Here is a 15,912-nt window from a genome sequence, read left to right on the forward strand (position 1 = left end):
GCCACGCGCGGCCGGTCGGCGAACTCAGTTGTCCACAGACCCGGGGCCGGGCTCCTCGTCGCCGCGTTCGAGGTCGGCTTCCAAGTGGGACAGGGCCTCGTCGATACCGCTGGTGTCGCCGCCGATCACCCGGTCGATGAAGCCGGCCGGGTCGTCGAGATCCTCCGACGCGGGCAGCAGGTCGGGATGTTGCCAGACGGCATCGCGGGCGTCCATTCCGGCGGCCTGGGTCAGCCGATCCCACAGCGCACCGGCTTCGCGCAGCTTGCGGGGCCGCAGTTCCAGCCCCACCAGGGTCGCGAAGGTCTGTTCGGCGGGCCCGCCGCTGGCCCGGCGCCGTCGCAGCGTTTCGCTGAGCGCCGCCTCCCCGGGGAGCCGCTCACCCAGCGCGGCGGTCACGACGGTCTGCACCCAGCCCTCGATCAACGCCAGCAACGTTTCCAGCCGCTCCAGTGCCTGGGTCTGCGCGGGGGTCGCCTTGGGCTCGAAGACACCCTGGCTCAGCAACTCCTCCATGGCGGCGGGATCGGTCAGCGACGCCGGGTTGAAGTCGCGGGCCAACTCCTCGATGCCGCTCATGTCGATCTTCATGCCCATCGCGTAGGCCTCGACCGCCCCCAGCAATTGGCTGGACAGCCAGGGCACGTGGCTGAACAAGCGGTGATGAGCGGCCTCGCGGGCGGCGAGGAACGTCAGGATCTCGCTGCGCGGTTGCTCCAGACCTACGGCGAAGGACTCCACCGCGTCCGGCATGATGGCGGCCACGCCTTTGGGGCCCAGCGGCAGGCCGATGTCGGTGGACGTCAGCACCTCACGCGAGAGCCGGCCCAGCGCCTGACCCAGCTGGGAACCGAACGCCATGCCGCCCATCGACGACATCATCGACAGCAGTGGGCCGGCCATGGACTTGGCTTCTTCGGGCAGCGAGGACACCCACACCGACGAAATCTGTTGCGCCATCGGGTCGCACAGCCGCTTCCAGGTCTGCAGCGTGTTGTCCACCCAATCGCTGGGACTCCAGGCGACGGACTTCGACGTGCCGGCCGGCAGCGCCGTCGCGCCGTTCAACCACGTTTCGGCCAGGTGCACCGCATCGGCGATCGCGGAACTGGTGGTGGCCGGAATCGGCGCGACGAACCCGATGGAGCTCGAGGCGACCTGTCGGGCCAAGTCGTAGTTGACCGGACCGGAGTCTTTGCCGGAGGCCATCGCGCTGCCCACCCCGCCGAACATCTCGCCCAGCCGGGTGAAGATCTGCCCCAAGTCGGCCATGTCGAAGTTCCCGCCCATGCCGAAGGCGCCGAACGGGTTTGCCCCCGACCCGGAATTGGGATCGTTCTTGCCCTTGTCGCGCTCGGGGTCGTCTCCTGCGGAGAAGCCGAAAGGCAGGTCAGCCATGATGTCAACGGTACCCATCGCAAGACCGGAAAGCGCGCGTCGCCGTCACGCTCGCAGCTGAATCGCCGCTCGGTAGGTCCGTCTAGTGTATGGGCGTGAACAGGCGGATTTTGACCCTCATGGTCGCGCTGGTGCCGATCCTGGTGTTCGGGGTGTTGCTGGCGGTGGTGACGGTGCCGTTTGTCTCACTGGGCCCGGGGCCCACGTTCGACACGCTCGGCGAGGTCGAGGGCAAGCAGGTCGTCCAGATCGAAGGCACGCAAACACATCCGACGTCGGGTCATCTCAACATGACGACGGTGTCCCAGCGTGACGACCTGACCCTGGGTGAAGCGTTGACGCTGTGGCTTTCCGGACAGGAGCAGCTGGTGCCGCGCGACTTGGTCTACCCGCCGGGCAAATCCCGCGACGAGGTCGACAAAGCCAACAACGCCGACTTCAAGAACTCCGAAGACAGCGCCGAATACGCCGCCCTGGGCTACCTGAAGTATCCGGAGGCGGTCACCGTCGCCACCGTCAGCGATCCCGGGCCGTCGGTCGGCAAGCTCAAACCCGGCGACGCCATCGACATGGTCAACGGCACCCCGGTGGCCAACGTCGACCAGTTCACCTCGCTGCTGAAGGCGACCAAGCCGGGACAGGTCGTGACCATCGACTTCCGGCGCAAGAACTCACCCGCCGGCGTCACGCAGATCACGCTGGGCACCAACAAGGACCGCGCCTACGGGTTCCTGGGCGTCGCGGTGCTCGATGCGCCCTGGGCGCCGTTCTCGGTCAGCTTCAACCTCGCCAACATCGGCGGTCCCTCGGCCGGGCTGATGTTCAGCCTGGCCGTCGTCGACAAGCTGACCACCGGAGACCTGGCCGGCACCAACTTCGTCGCGGGCACCGGCACCATCTCCGTCGACGGCAAGGTGGGCCCCATCGGCGGAATCACCCACAAGATGGCGGCCGCCCGCGCGGCCGGTGCCACGGTGTTCTTGGTGCCGGCCAAGAACTGCTACGAGGCCGCCTCCGACGATCCGCCCGGGCTGCGGTTGGTGAAGGTCGAGACGCTCGGTCAGGCGGTGGACGCTCTGCACGCCATGACGACCGGGGCGCCGACGCCCAGTTGCTAGTTGCGCAATCCGGTCCAGCCTGCCCGATGCGTACAGTTGTGACCGTCTAGAAAATCTCTAGCAACCGCCAGCCAAACCGAGCAGGAGCGTGGCCAGTGGGGATGCGGCCGACCGCAAGGATGCCGAAGCTGACCCGGCGTAGTCGGATTCTGATCCTGATCGCACTGGGTGTGATCGTGTTGCTGCTTGCCGGGCCCCGCTTGATCGACGCCTATGTCGACTGGCTGTGGTTCGGGGAACTCGGCTATCGCTCGGTGTTCACCACCGTGCTCGTCACCCGCATCGTGGTTTTCCTCCTGGCGGGTCTGCTCGTGGGCGGCATCGTGTTCGGCGGGCTCGCGCTGGCCTACCGCAGCCGCCCGGTCTTCGTGCCGAGCAACGACAACGATCCGGTGGCCCGATATCGCGCCGTCGTGATGGGCCGGCTGCGCCTGGTCGGCATCGGCGTTCCGGCGTCGATCGGTGTGCTGGCCGGCGTGGTGGCCCAGAGCTACTGGGTTCGCATCCAGCTGTTCCTGCACGGCGGCGACTTCGGCATCACCGATCCCCAATTCGGCAAGGATCTCGGGTTCTACGCCTTCGAATTGCCGTTCTACCGGCTGGTGCTCAGCTTTGTGTTCGTCGCCGTGTTCCTCGCCTTCGTGGCGAATCTGGTGGCGCACTACATCTTCGGCGGCATCCGGCTGTCCGGTCGCACGGGCGCGCTGAGCCGCTCGGCGCGTATCCAGCTGGTCACCCTGGTCGGTGTGCTGGTACTGCTCAAGGCCGTCGCCTACTGGCTGGACCGCTACGAGCTGCTGTCCCACACCCGCGGCGGCAAGCCGTTCACCGGGGCCGGCTACACCGACATCAACGCGGTTTTGCCCGCCAAGCTGATCCTGATGGCGATCGCGGTGATCTGCGCGGCGGCGGTGTTCTCCGCGATCACTCTGCGCGACTTGCGCATACCTGCCATCGGCTTGGTGTTGCTGCTGCTGTCGTCACTGATAGTCGGCGCCGCATGGCCGCTGATCGTCGAGCAAATCAGCGTCAAACCCAATGCGGCGCAAAAGGAAAGCGAATACATCAGCCGAAGTATCAGCGCGACACGACAGGCCTATGGCCTGACGTCAGACGTGGTGACATACCGCAACTACACCGGTGACAGCGCAGCGACCGCCCAGCAGGTCGCCGCCGACCGCGCGACCACCTCCAACATCCGCTTGCTCGACCCCACCATCGTCAGCCCGGCGTTCACGCAGTTCCAGCAGGGCAAGAACTTCTACTACTTCCCCGACCAGCTGTCCATCGACCGCTACGTCGACCGCACCGGCAGCCTGCGCGACTACGTCGTCGCCGCCCGAGAACTCAACCCCGACCGGCTGATCGACAACCAACGCGACTGGATCAACCGGCACACGGTGTACACCCACGGCAACGGGTTCATCGCATCACCGGCCAACACCGTGCGCGGCATCGCCAACGACCCCAACCAAAACGGCGGCTACCCCGAGTTCCTCGCCAACGTCGTCGGCGCCAACGGCACCGTCGTGTCCGACGGGCCCGCGCCGCTGGATCAGCCCCGGATCTATTTCGGTCCGGTCATCTCCAACACCGCCGCCGACTACGCGATTGTGGGCAAGAACGGCGCCGACCGCGAGTACGACTACGAAACCAGCGCGGAGACCAAGAACTACACCTACACCGGCACCGGCGGCGTCGCGATCGGCAGCTGGCTGTCGCGCAGCGTCTTCGCCGCGAAGTTCGCCGAGCGAAACTTCCTGTTCTCCAACGTGATCGGCAACAACAGCAGGATCTTGTTCAACCGGGACCCCGCGCAACGGGTGGAGGCGGTGGCGCCGTGGCTGACCACCGACAGCGCGGTCTACCCGGCGATCGTCAACAAGCGTCTGGTGTGGATCATCGACGGCTACACCACCTTGGACAACTACCCATACTCGGAGCTGACGTCGTTGTCGTCAGCGACCGCGGACTCCACCGAGGTGGCGTTCAACCGGTTGGCGCCGGACAAGAAGGTGTCCTACATCCGCAACTCGGTGAAGGCCACGGTCGACGCCTACGACGGCACCGTGACGCTCTACCAGCAGGACGAGAAGGACCCCGTGTTGCGGGCCTGGATGCAGGTGTTCCCCGGCACCGTCAAACCCAAGAGCGACATCACGCCCGAACTCGCCGAGCACCTGCGCTACCCCGAGGACCTGTTCAAGGTGCAGCGGATGCTGCTGGCCAAGTACCACGTCAACGATCCGGTGACGTTCTTCTCCACCTCGGATTTCTGGGACGTGCCGCTGGACCCGAACCCGACCGCCAGCAGCTATCAGCCGCCGTACTACATCGTCGCCAATAACATTGCCAAGGAAGACAATTCGGCGTCGTATCAGCTGACCAGCGCGATGAACCGGTTCAAGCGTGACTACCTGGCCGCCTATATCAGCGCCAGTTCCGATCCCGGGACGTACGGCAAGATCACGGTGCTGACCATCCCGGGTCAGGTCAACGGTCCCAAGCTGGCCAACAACGCGATCACCACCGATCCCGCGGTGTCTCAAGACCTCGGTGTGATCGGGCGGGACAACCAGAACCGCATCCGCTGGGGCAATCTGCTGACGCTGCCGGTGGCCCAGGGCGGGCTGCTGTATGTGGAACCGGTGTATGCGTCGCCGGGCGCCAGTGACGCCGCGTCGTCCTACCCGCGGTTGATCCGGGTGGCGATGATGTACAACGACAAGATCGGGTACGGGCCCACCGTGGGCGACGCGCTCAACGGGCTGTTCGGGCCGGGCGCGAGCGCCGCCGCGACGCAGATACAGCCGACCGATGGCGGGGCAGGGCCCAAGCCGCCGGCCAGTCCACCGCCACCGGCGGCTGGACCGGGAACTCCGCCCCCGACGGCGGCCGTGCCTCCTCCGCCGGACGGGTCGGCCACGCTCTCGGCCGCCAAAGCCGCTGCGCTGCAAGAGGTTCAGGCGGCAATCGGTGCTGCGCGGGACGCGCAGAAGAAGGGTGATTTCGCCGCCTACGGCTCGGCGCTGCAGCGCCTCGACGACGCGATCACCAAGTTCAACAACACCAAGTAATCCCCGGCCGGCCGGCTCCCCGGCCTGCCGCGAGCGTGCGTGTCTGCACAGCGACACGCCGTCACAGCTGACATTCTGCGCACGCTCGCCGACGTCAGCCCAAGACGAACCTCAGCCGCCCAGCCGCCGCGCGACCTCTCCGTACCGTTCGAAACGCTCCATATCGCCCACCGCGTTGTAGAACACCAGTCGCGTTGCCACCCCGGCGTACTTCGCGGCCAGCGCATCGGCCAGGCCGTCCCAGGTCGCCTCGGTGGCGAAGACGGCGATGTGTTCATCCGTCACCGCAGCCGCCATCCCTGCGAAGTCACCGGCCTTCTGCTTCTCCCGGATCCGCGCCGTCGTGCCCTCGAAGCCCGCCTCGTCCCAGATGAACGCGTAGTTCGGCGTGCTCCCGTAGAAGGCCATGCTGGCGCGCACCGACTCCCGGTTCCGCTCGCGCTCCTCGTCGGTGTCGCCGACGATCGTCAGCACCGGCACGATCACCGCGATGTCCGACGGTGCACGCCCCGCTTTCGCCGCCCCCGCCGCAACGTTGGGCATGACGTGGCGGGTCAGGTATCCCGGTTCGCCGATCGGGTGCACGTGCACCCCGTCGGCGACCTCACCGGCCATCCGCAACATCCACGGATTGACCGCGGCCACATCGACTTTGGGATCGGGTGCGTCGATCGGACCCGCGCTCCACTGCGCAGTGATGAAGTCCAGATCGTAGAAGTCGCCGTGATGGTCGAGCTTGCCGGTGCGGAACGCGTCGAAACACGCCTTGACCGCGCGCACGTAATCGCGCATCCGCGGACCGGGGCGTTCGAACGGCACCCCGTAGCGCCGCACGACGTGGGTCCGCACCTGGGTGCCCAAGCCGAGTCGAAACCGCCCACCGGTTGCCTCCTGCAGCTCCCACGCCGCGGCCGCCGTGACGAACGGACTGCGGGGAAAAGCCACCGCAACACCGGTAGACAGCTCCAGGCCCGGCGCTGCCTGTGACGCGACGGCGGCGTTGAGATAGGCCGTGCGGCCGGTCTCGGTGAACAGCAGTCCGGAAAACCCCGCGGCCTGCGTCCGGCGGGCCAGCTCACCTGTCTGGCCCAGCGGCTGGGGGATCGTCATCACATCGATGTGCACGGCGCAACACTATGCCGGACCCCGACGTCGGCCTAGTGGCGCCAATTCGTTAGAAGAACCCAATAATCAATATTGTGCTGCTATCCGAGTTCAACTTCAGCGCGGTCCTCCCCAGGGTCGAACACACGCCACCCGGCCAAACACTCGACGTCTTCGGTGGAACCGTCGAATTCCTCAGCTCGTCAAAGGAATTCTGTGTGATGCGCGCGGTCATACCGCCCGGCGGCGTCGTCGCGCTGCACCGGCATCCGGACCCCGAAGATTTCTTCATCCTCTCCGGACGTCACGAAGTCCTGGTGTCCGAAGGGGATCGGCTGGTGTGGCGCGAGGCATGCGCGGGTGACTATGTGCGCATCCCCGGCGACGTCCTGCACGCCCACCGCAACATCACCGACGAGCCGGCGGTTGATCTGGTCGTCACCACCCCGAAGCTGGGCCGCTTCTTCTACGACATCGGCCGCCCGGTGACCGGCGACCTACCACCGCGGACGCCGGAAGAAGTCGCGCACTTCGTCGAAACATCCATCCGGTACGGCTACGTGCTGGGGACGCCGGAAGAAAACGCCGCCGTCGGCATCGACCTGCCGCCGTTCTTCGGTTAGCGCCGCGCCAGTAGCGCCACGGTGGCTTGCGCGAGCAACCACTGCTCGGCATCGTCCCATGCCCAGCCACGGTCGGCGACCAGCAGATGCCACGCGTCGTGGCCGAAGTAGAACCACAGGACGTCGGTGGCTCGGCTTTCGGTCATTCCAGCGGGCGTCGCCTTGAGCGTGCGCAGCCGCCGCGCGACGTGACTCAGCGCCCGACGGTACTCGTCGTTGGATTGCTGAAGAATCGAAGCGGCGTTAGCATCAACCGCCGCAGCGTGTTTCAGCACCTCGATGATGTCATGGTAACGCTCGTTGTCCACGCGGGTGCCGTGCGCGGCGATCCCGAGAATCTCGTTGCCGGACTTGCTCTTGCGGACCGCCGACAGGGTCTGGTCGACGATGGGGTCCTTGACGGCCTCGTCGATGAGGGTGCCCAAGATCGCCGCCTTGCCACCGGTACTGGCATACACCGTCGGTAACGCCAAAGACGCCGCCGCTGCGATGTCGCCGACGGTCACTTTCCCGTAACCGTGGTCGAGGAACAGCCGCATGGCGCTGTCGAGAATCTTTCGGCGCGTGGCCAACGCGGCCTGTGCCCGCAGCGTCGATTGATAGGGGCGAGGACGCCTCGTCGACGTGCCCTCTGATGACGCTGCCATGGTCCCTCCTCGACGTCACGCCGTCGAAGGACGCCTGAGCAGAGGATAGTTCGCGCAAGCACTTTCCGGGGTATGTGGCACCGGCGGATCGTGTCGCTTTTTGTGGGAACGACGACCGAAATCGTAACGGTCCCATGGCCGACGGTTCTTCAGACTGGCTATGAGAGCCAAACGAAAGGGGCACCATGGCCTTCCAGTCGCCCGGCACCGTTTTGGTACGCGAGTTCCTTCGCGACACAGCGGACGACTTGCTCTTTTGATCATTCGCGCAGGGCCTCTGCCCTGCGCTTTGCGGTATGCGCCGCCAGCGCCGCGCTTGAGCGCGAGCCGAGACGTAATCATCGCGACCGGTCACCGGCTGGCTGCACGCGCCGTCAGCGGCGACATCACACCACAGTTTGGAGACGAGTTTGCCGGAAATCGGTGGTAGCGCAGTAGTTCTCGGAGCCAGCATCAGCGGGCTGCTGGCGGCGCGGGTGCTTGCCGACTTCTACAGCAATGTGACCGTGGTCGAACGCGACATTCTCCCGGACGGTCCGCTGACGCGTCGTGGAGTGCCGCAAGGCGGCTTGCCGCACATTCCGGCGGCCCGGGTAACCCGGATTTTGCACCAGCTGTTTCCCGAATTCCTCGACGAGCTGGTCGCCGGGGGCGCCCGGGTCTGGAACGACGGTGATCTGTCGCGGCTGTGCCTGACCTTCGGCGGACACCAACTGCTGCGTACCGGCACGATCCCCGAACCGGAATCCCTTGTCGTCCACTATGCACACCGCCCGTTTCTCGAGTGGCGGCTACGTCACCGGGTGCACGCGATACCGAACGTCGAGTTCATGCAAGGCTGCGACGCCGTGCGGTTGACGGCTCACCACCCCGGTCGCGTGACCGGTGTTGTGGTGGCGCAGCGCGACTCGGGAGCCGAACAAACCTTGGCCGCGGATTTGGTCGTGGACGCCACCGGGCGCGGTTCGCGGACCCCGATATTCCTCGAGCAACTCGGCTACGGTCGTCCGCGCGAAGACGAACTGAAAGTACACGTCACCTACTCGGGTCTGCCGGTCCACGTAGCGCCGGGTACGTTGCGCGAGAACATCACTCTCACCGCAGCCGAACCCAGCCGCCCCGTGGCGTTCGCGATGTTCGCGGGCGAGAAGGACAACTACATGCTGGCGGTGCAAACGCTTGCCGGCCAACCGGCGCCCAGCGATCGTGCGGCGTTGTTGAGTTGCCTGATCGACATCGCGCCCGCGCATGTGCTCGCCGCAGCGCGCTCGGCAGAACCACTTGCCGATGTCACACAGTACAAGTTCCCGTCTAATCGCTGGCGACGCTACGACAAGCTGCTACGCACACCCGACGGCCTGATCGTGATGGGCGATGCCATGTGCAGTTTCAATCCCCTTTACGGCCAGGGAATGTCGATCGCGGCCATCGAAGCGACGATCCTGGGGGACTGTCTGCGACACAACACCGAAAACCTACCGCGTCGATTTTTCGGCCTCGCTGCCAAAGAGATTGGCGTTGCTTGGCAGACAGCGGTCAGTTCCGATCTGGCGTTGCCGCAGATCGCCGGAAAACGAACCCTGTCGGTGCGGCTCAGGAACGCTCTGGTGGACCGCATGGTGTTCGCGGCGCGGACCGATCCAGCGATGGTCCAGCGCTTCTTGCAGTTGATGAACATGGTCGGTCCCCGCTCGGAGTTGTTCCGGCCGTCCACGCTGCTGCGGATGGCCGCGAAAAGACGAGCTGCAGCTTAGCGATGCCTTTCCGAGCCGGTATTCGATGGAAGGACACCATGGGTCGAAGTGACAACGACACCTAATATGTGCTTGGCCCGGGATGCGGCCGCTCGATGTCGCGAAAAGTGGGAAAGGCGTCCGGTTCCGCCGTGCTGGAGGACCGCTGATCATGGGATTATCCCGCTGTGGAGGGATCAGTGACGTATGTGCTCGTTCCAGGCGCCTGGCATGCAGGTTGGAGTTGGCGACCGGTCGCCGAACGGCTTCGCGGGGCGGGCTATCGGGCCATCACCTTGACGCTGCCCGGGATGGGCGACGGCGAAGATCCGTCAGGTTTCAAGCTGCAGGACGCGGTGGACTACATCGTCAAGGCGGTGCAGGGGGTCCAACTCGACGAGGACGTCGTGCTAGTGGCGCACAGCTGGGGCGGTATTCCCACGTCGGGTGCTGCTCACTTGCTTGGCGGTCGGCTCAGCAAGGTGATCTACTACAACGGGCACGTGCCGCTGCCTGGCAAGTCCTTGAATGACGAAAACCCGCCTGATAAACGGGAATTCGCGCTGCGCTCGATCGATGAATCTCCGGTCGGCGCCATCCCGGCGTCACTGAAGTACGTCGAACAGGAGTTGATGCAAGGCGTCGCTCCAGAGCTGCAGCGACTGGTGGCCGACTTGCTCACGCTCCAACCCGGCGGCTACTTCACCGATTCCCTCGACATCAATGCGCGCGAACTCGGTATGCCCGTGGTCTATCTTGCCGGCGACAGCGATCGTGCGATGCCCCGCCCGCCCGCCGAAACCGCCGCTCGACTCGGGGTCAAACCCATCGTGGTCCCGGGTACCCACAACGGAATGCTCACGCATCCACAAGAAATCGCCCAGGCGATACTCGCGGCGTGAAGGCTGACCTCACCCGCCAGTTGCCGTGCGAAATCTGTCCCGATAGGCCTTTGGACTGATGCCGAGGCGGTTGAGGAATACCCGTCGTAACGTTTCGGGTGTGCCAAAACCGGTGAGGTGAGCGGTTTCTGTGACGCCACGGCCCGCATCCAGAGCTGCCCGCGCCATGTCGATGCGCACCATTTCGACATAGCGCGCTGGGGTGGTGCCCATTTCAGTTCGAAATAACCGGGTCAGCTGACGGGTGCTCAGTGACGCCCGGGCGGCCAGCTTTTTGACACTGTGGTCGGCGCCAGGGTCGGCGGAGACGGCGTCGGTGACCACCCGCAATGCCGACGTAGGCGGCGGGTCAGCCTCGACGAGGGTAGAGAATTGCGATTGGCCGCCAGCGCGTTTGAGATACACCACCAGCGACCGCGCCACATTTCGGACCAATTCGGCGCCGTAGTCGAGCTCGACCAACGCCAGCGCCAGATCGATGCCGGAGGAGACCCCCGCCGATGTGAACAAGTCACCGTCGCGAACGAATATTGCGTCTGGTTCGACGCCCACGTTAGGAAAGGCGCGGGCCAGCCGTCGGGTATGTCGCCAGTGTGTGGTGGCCCGCCGCCCATCGAGTAATCCCGCCTGGGCCAGGATGAACGAACCCGTGCACACCGATGCCAGCCGCCGGGTCCGGTCCGGCATCGTCTTGAGCGCTTCGACCAGCGCGGGATCGATCGGCCGACCGACGATTTGATCCCCCCCGGCGACCACCACGGTATCCGCGGCATCGATCGAAGCGATGCTGGCCGTCACGGCGAAAGGCGTTCCCAATGAGGTTATTACGTCACGCCCGTCGACTGAGGCGACTTGCAGCGAATAGTGCGCACCGAACCGGTTCGCTTCGATGAAGACCTCTGCCGGTCCCGCAGCGTCCAAGAGCTTCACGCCGTCGAAGACGACGATCACCACGATACGGGTTGCGTTCCCGTCGACCATTTACCCATTGTGTCGCTTCCAGGCCGTATCGGTAACCAGGGGACGTGTCGCATTTTGTGGGAAGAACGGCTTGAAGACCACCGGCTGAATCGCCGCGATCACCGCAGACTGAGGGCAGCTTCACAAAGTAATGAACCTTTGCTTTCTCGACGAAACCCCTTGCTTCAGCGCCGAACTGGTGTGTCCCCGGCGCAGCGGCCGCGAGGCGCGCGAGTCGAGCTTGAAGAGAAAGAAGAAGAGTGCTGCCCCCTGGTGTTGAGTCACGGTACGAGTTTGTGGTTTGCGGGGCCGGCTCGTCCGGCTCTGTGGTGGCGGGGCGGCTCACCGAAAACCCCGACGCCACGGTGCTTTTGCTGGAAGCGGGTGGTGAAGACGACGTGCCGGCCGTGCAGGACCCCGCGCAGTGGCCACTCAACTTGGGCAGCGAGCGCGACTGGGCATTCGTCTCAGAACCTACTGCCCATCTCAACGGCAGGTCGGTGTTTCTGTGCATGGGCAAGGTGCTCGGCGGAGGGTCGAGCATCAACGTGATGGCTTGGGCCCGAGGGCATCGTAGCGACTGGGATTATTTCGCCGCCCAGGCGGGCGACGATGCCTGGGGCTACCGGGCGGTGCTCGACATCTACCGGCGAATAGAAGACTGGCACGGGCCGTGCGATCCTGCTCGAGGTATCGGTGGGCCGATGTTCGTGACGCCCGCGCCCGACCCCCATCCGGTAGCCGAGGCTGTCGTTGCGGGCGCACGCTCTCTGGGAATCCCCAGCTATCACAGCAACAACGGCGCCATGATGGACGGCGACGGTGGGGCATCGATCGCCGATCTCATCCTCCGCGACAGTCGCCGTCAGTCAGTTTTTCGTTCGTATGTGTACCCGTACCTGCACCGGCCGAACCTGACGGTATGCACCGGTGCGACGGTGACGCGGTTGACAGGTGACGGAAACCGGATCGCGGCGGTGGAGTTCTGCCACGGCGGGGTCACACACAGTGTGACGGCGACCCGCGAAGTAGTCGTTTCGCTGGGAGCAATAAACACACCGAAAGTGCTCATGCAGTCGGGCATCGGTGATGCCGATCAGCTGCGGCACTTCGGGATTCCTGTTGTGGCACACCTTGCGGGCGTCGGCCGGAACTATCAGAGCCATTCGCGTGTCGATTGTGTATGGCAGTACCGCGAGCCCCTCGAACTGCACAACAACGGCGCCGAGGCGATGGTGTTGTGGAAGAGCGATCCCGACCTGCAAGCACCTGACCTGCAGATCTGCGTCACAGAACTTCCGCTGGCGAATTCCGCAATCGCCACCAGATACGACGTACCCGAACACGGATGGACCGCCTGCACCGGTGTGCTACGACCCAAGAGCCGCGGGCAGATTCGGCTAACCGGCTCCGATCCGAATGATCGCCTGGTGATCGAGGACAACATGCTCTCACACGAGGACGACGTCGCAGCTGCAATGGCCAGCGTCGAGCTGAGTCGCGAGATCGGTAATTCCGCACCGCTTCGGCCCTTCACCAAGTCCGAGGTCGTCCCGGGTGAGCTCAGCCGTACGGAGCTCGAGCGCTTCGTTCGTGATGCAGCCGAATGCTATTTCCACCAGAGCTGCACCGCCAAGATGGGAAGAGATGACATGTCAGTAGTCGACGGCCACCTCAAAGTCTATGGAGTGAAGGGACTTCGGATCGCTGACGCGTCGATCATGCCGCGCATCACCACCGGCAACACCATGGCTCCCTGCGTCGTGATCGGTGAGCGAGCCAGCGACGTACTCAAGGCAGAGCACGGACTATGACCAAAGGGACCAAGTCGGAAGGCCGCGAAACGGCAGTGGTCCTCGGCGCCAGCATCAGTGGTCTGCTGGCGGCTCGGGTACTCGCCGACCACTACGGTCGGGTGATCCTCGTCGAACGCGACGTACCGCCCGACCTGCCGGTGACTCGCCGCGGCGTGCCGCAGAGCGGGCTGCCCCACATCCTGGCGGCCCGCGGCATGCGGATCGTCGGCGAGCTTTTCCCGGGGCTATCCGACGAGCTGGTCGCCGGCGGCGCGCGAGTATGGAACGACGGTGACTTGTCCCGGCTTTGTGTGTGCTTCGCCGGACATCAGCTGCTGCGGTCGGGCACAATTCCCGACCCTGAATCGATTGTCATCCACTTCGCGCATCGACCATTCATCGAGTGGAACCTACGTCGCCGGGTGGACGCCATTCCACATGTGCAGACCCTCCCGGCGCACGACCTGGTACGGCTGACCTCGCCTTCCCGCGGGGACCGCGTGACCGGAGTGATTGTGGCGCTGCGTGACTCCGGCGCCCAGACGACCCTGATGGCCGATCTTGTCGTGGACGCGACTGGACGCGGTTCACGAACACCGCGGTTTCTCCACGAGCTCGGCTACGAACGCCCGCGGGAGGACGAACTGCCGGTGCACGTCGCCTATGCTGGCCTGCCCGTCTATGTGCCGCCCGGCACTCTGCGCGAAAACATCGCCTTCAGCGCGCCGAAACCCAGTTACCCGGTGGGCTACGCGATGTTCGCCGGTGAGAACGACATCTACAAGCTCGCCGTCCAAACAATCGCAGGACGACAGCCACCCACGGATCACGCCTCGCTACTTACCTGTCTAGCCGACATCGCGCCCCCGCATGTGTTGGCCGCCGCTCGCTGCGCCGAGCCGCTGGACGAGGTCGTCCAATACCGGTTCCCCTCCAACCGGTGGCGACGCTATGACAAATTGGGACGCATCCCCGACGGTTTGGTGGTGGTCGGCGACGCGCTGTGCAACTTCAATCCGCTGTACGGACACGGCATGTCGATGGCCGCCATCGAGGCGCTGGTCCTGCGTGACTGCCTGCAAGAGGGCCCTCCCAACCTGCCGCGCCGGTTTTACCGTCAGTCCGCCAAGGAAATTCGTATCGCCTGGCAAGCTGCGGTGGGTTCGGATCTGGCGTTGCCCCAGATACCGGGACGGCGTCCGATCTCCATCCGGGTGGCCAACGCCTACTTGGAACACGTCTTAGCCGCTGGCGAGTCCGATGCGGCAGTGGTTCAACAATTCTTGCGGCTGATCAACATGCTGGATCCGCCCTCGCGTTTGTTACATCCGCCGACGTTGCTTCGCGTGCTGAACAGATCGCGAAAGCGCATAGCAGCTGGAAGGACAACGAAGGTGAACCATGCTTAAGGTCGGTCTAATCGAGCAGCCACTACACACTCGTTACTCACCGACCGCGTTGGTGAGCGCCGGTTATCTCACCGCGCTAGCCACCCGGATGGATTCGTTCTGGTTGCCCGACCATCTCAACTCGGTATTTCCACAATCTGTGATGACGGAGAAGTACGTCGGGACGGCACGACTGGTACCCAATGCCGACGCGCACCACGAATCGTGGACTGTTTTGGGGCGGCTGGCCGGCCGTAACTTGGGACGGCTCCGACTTGGAATCGGTGTCACTGACACCGGCCGTCGCAATCCCGCTGCCACTGCTCAAGCGGCGGCCACCTTGCATCATCTCACCCGGGGACGCGCCATCCTCGGAATCGGAACAGGCGCACGCGACAGCAACGAACCCTACGGCGTGGACTGGGCGAAACCGGTGGGGCGTTTCGAGGAGGCTGTCGCCACCATCCGCGCGTTGTGGAACTCCGCCGGTGAACTCGTCTCCCGCGACTCACCGTTCTTCCCGTTGCGCAACGCCACCTTCGATCTGCCTCCGTACCGCGGACAATGGCCACCGCTATGGATCGCCGCCCACAGGCCACGGATGCTGCGGATCACCGGGCGCTATGCCGATGGGTGGTTTCCGGCCGCGATGTTTCTTCGTCCCGAGGACTATGCCGCCGGGCTGCAAACGATCCGTGCCGCCGCATCCAACGCCGGGCGTGACCCCATGTCCCTTACCGCCGCGGGTCTGTTCTTCGTGATGACCGGCAGCAGCCGCGACGAGGTCGATGAAGCCTTGGAGTCGCAGGTCATGAGGGCGTTCGCGCTGAACGCACCGGCGCAGATGTGGGCCCGTCATGGAGCGAGTCATCCTTTGGGTGACGACTCCACCGGTGCACAGGACATCATGCTGCGGACGCTCGACGAGCAGACCATCGTCTCCCATACGGCTCACGTGCCGCCCTCACTGCCCAAAGAGCTCCTACTGGCCGGCACACCCGACGACGTCATCGATCAACTCGCCGAATGGCGTGACCATGGTCTGCGATACCCGGTGATCGGAAACCTCAGCGCCGTGCAGCCAAGCCTGCGCCGCGGATTGGCCGCCAACCTTCCGATGGCCAAAATCCTTCGGCGACTGCGCAAACTGTGAAACCAAGACCTCG

The 15,912-nt window shown here is 64.9% G+C and carries 12 protein-coding genes; 8 read left to right on the forward strand and 4 right to left on the reverse strand.

The features are described from left to right. Nucleotides 1-24: 24 nt before the first annotated feature. Nucleotides 25-1,416, reverse strand: coding sequence for a zinc-dependent metalloprotease (locus I2456_RS06965; protein WP_116645897.1), 1,392 nt, complete (start codon nucleotides 1,414-1,416; stop codon nucleotides 25-27). A 77-nt stretch (nucleotides 1,417-1,493) separates the two neighbouring features. Between I2456_RS06965 and I2456_RS06970 the strand changes: the two genes are divergently transcribed. Continuing rightward, nucleotides 1,494-2,516 carry a YlbL family protein gene (locus tag I2456_RS06970; RefSeq protein WP_068029390.1) on the forward strand — a complete coding sequence of 341 codons (1,023 nt, stop codon included), beginning with the start codon at nucleotides 1,494-1,496 and terminating at the stop codon, nucleotides 2,514-2,516. A 95-nt stretch (nucleotides 2,517-2,611) separates the two neighbouring features. Continuing rightward, entirely contained in the window at nucleotides 2,612-5,593 is a 2,982-nt protein-coding gene (locus I2456_RS06975) for a UPF0182 family protein (RefSeq protein WP_068165247.1), read from the forward strand. Between the two features lie 111 nt (nucleotides 5,594-5,704). Here the strand turns inward: I2456_RS06975 and I2456_RS06980 are convergent, their stop codons facing one another. Continuing rightward, nucleotides 5,705-6,718: a TIGR03617 family F420-dependent LLM class oxidoreductase gene (locus I2456_RS06980; protein WP_085075273.1), complete on the reverse strand. Its 1,014-nt coding sequence runs from the start codon at nucleotides 6,716-6,718 to the stop codon at nucleotides 5,705-5,707. 74 nt (nucleotides 6,719-6,792) lie between these two features. Between I2456_RS06980 and I2456_RS06985 the strand changes: the two genes are divergently transcribed. Then, on the forward strand, nucleotides 6,793-7,320 hold the full coding sequence (locus I2456_RS06985; protein ID WP_241007877.1) for a cupin domain-containing protein: 528 nt from the start codon (nucleotides 6,793-6,795) through the stop codon (nucleotides 7,318-7,320). Here the strand turns inward: I2456_RS06985 and I2456_RS06990 are convergent. After that, nucleotides 7,317-7,967 carry a TetR/AcrR family transcriptional regulator gene (locus tag I2456_RS06990; RefSeq protein ID WP_085075272.1) on the reverse strand — a complete coding sequence of 217 codons (651 nt, stop codon included), beginning with the start codon at nucleotides 7,965-7,967 and terminating at the stop codon, nucleotides 7,317-7,319. The two genes, I2456_RS06985 and I2456_RS06990, sit on opposite strands and share 4 nt — an antisense overlap. A gap of 410 nt (nucleotides 7,968-8,377) precedes the next feature. Between I2456_RS06990 and I2456_RS06995 the strand changes: the two genes are divergently transcribed. Together I2456_RS06995 and I2456_RS07000 are read left to right on the forward strand one after the other, a co-directional pair. Next, nucleotides 8,378-9,721: an FAD-dependent oxidoreductase gene (locus I2456_RS06995; protein WP_085075271.1), complete on the forward strand. Its 1,344-nt coding sequence runs from the start codon at nucleotides 8,378-8,380 to the stop codon at nucleotides 9,719-9,721. A 179-nt stretch (nucleotides 9,722-9,900) separates the two neighbouring features. Next, nucleotides 9,901-10,602, forward strand: coding sequence for an alpha/beta fold hydrolase (locus I2456_RS07000; RefSeq protein ID WP_241007878.1), 702 nt, complete (start codon nucleotides 9,901-9,903; stop codon nucleotides 10,600-10,602). 9 nt (nucleotides 10,603-10,611) lie between these two features. Here I2456_RS07000 and I2456_RS07005 read toward each other — a convergent pair whose 3' ends face one another. Then, complete coding sequence (locus I2456_RS07005) at nucleotides 10,612-11,583, reverse strand: GlxA family transcriptional regulator (protein WP_085075270.1); 972 nt, start codon at nucleotides 11,581-11,583, stop codon at nucleotides 10,612-10,614. 239 nt (nucleotides 11,584-11,822) lie between these two features. Here I2456_RS07005 and I2456_RS07010 point away from each other — a divergent pair, with 239 nt between their 5' ends. From I2456_RS07010 to I2456_RS07020, 3 genes are read left to right on the forward strand one after another with little or no spacing between them, the layout of a single operon-like run. Then, nucleotides 11,823-13,376 (forward strand): GMC family oxidoreductase, encoded by a 1,554-nt coding sequence (locus tag I2456_RS07010; RefSeq protein WP_371869916.1) that lies wholly within the window; start codon nucleotides 11,823-11,825, stop codon nucleotides 13,374-13,376. Further along, nucleotides 13,373-14,767, forward strand: a complete 1,395-nt coding sequence (locus tag I2456_RS07015) for an FAD-dependent oxidoreductase (RefSeq protein ID WP_085075269.1) — start codon at nucleotides 13,373-13,375, stop codon at nucleotides 14,765-14,767. Before I2456_RS07010 ends, I2456_RS07015 begins: the two co-directional genes overlap by 4 nt. Next, a complete protein-coding gene (locus tag I2456_RS07020) occupies nucleotides 14,760-15,899 on the forward strand; it encodes an LLM class flavin-dependent oxidoreductase (protein ID WP_085075268.1) in 1,140 nt (379 codons plus the stop codon). The genes I2456_RS07015 and I2456_RS07020 overlap by 8 nt, the downstream gene beginning before the upstream one ends. Nucleotides 15,900-15,912 lie beyond the last annotated feature (13 nt).

This window comes from Mycobacterium kubicae, from assembly GCF_015689175.1.
Taxonomy (GTDB): domain Bacteria; phylum Actinomycetota; class Actinomycetes; order Mycobacteriales; family Mycobacteriaceae; genus Mycobacterium; species Mycobacterium kubicae.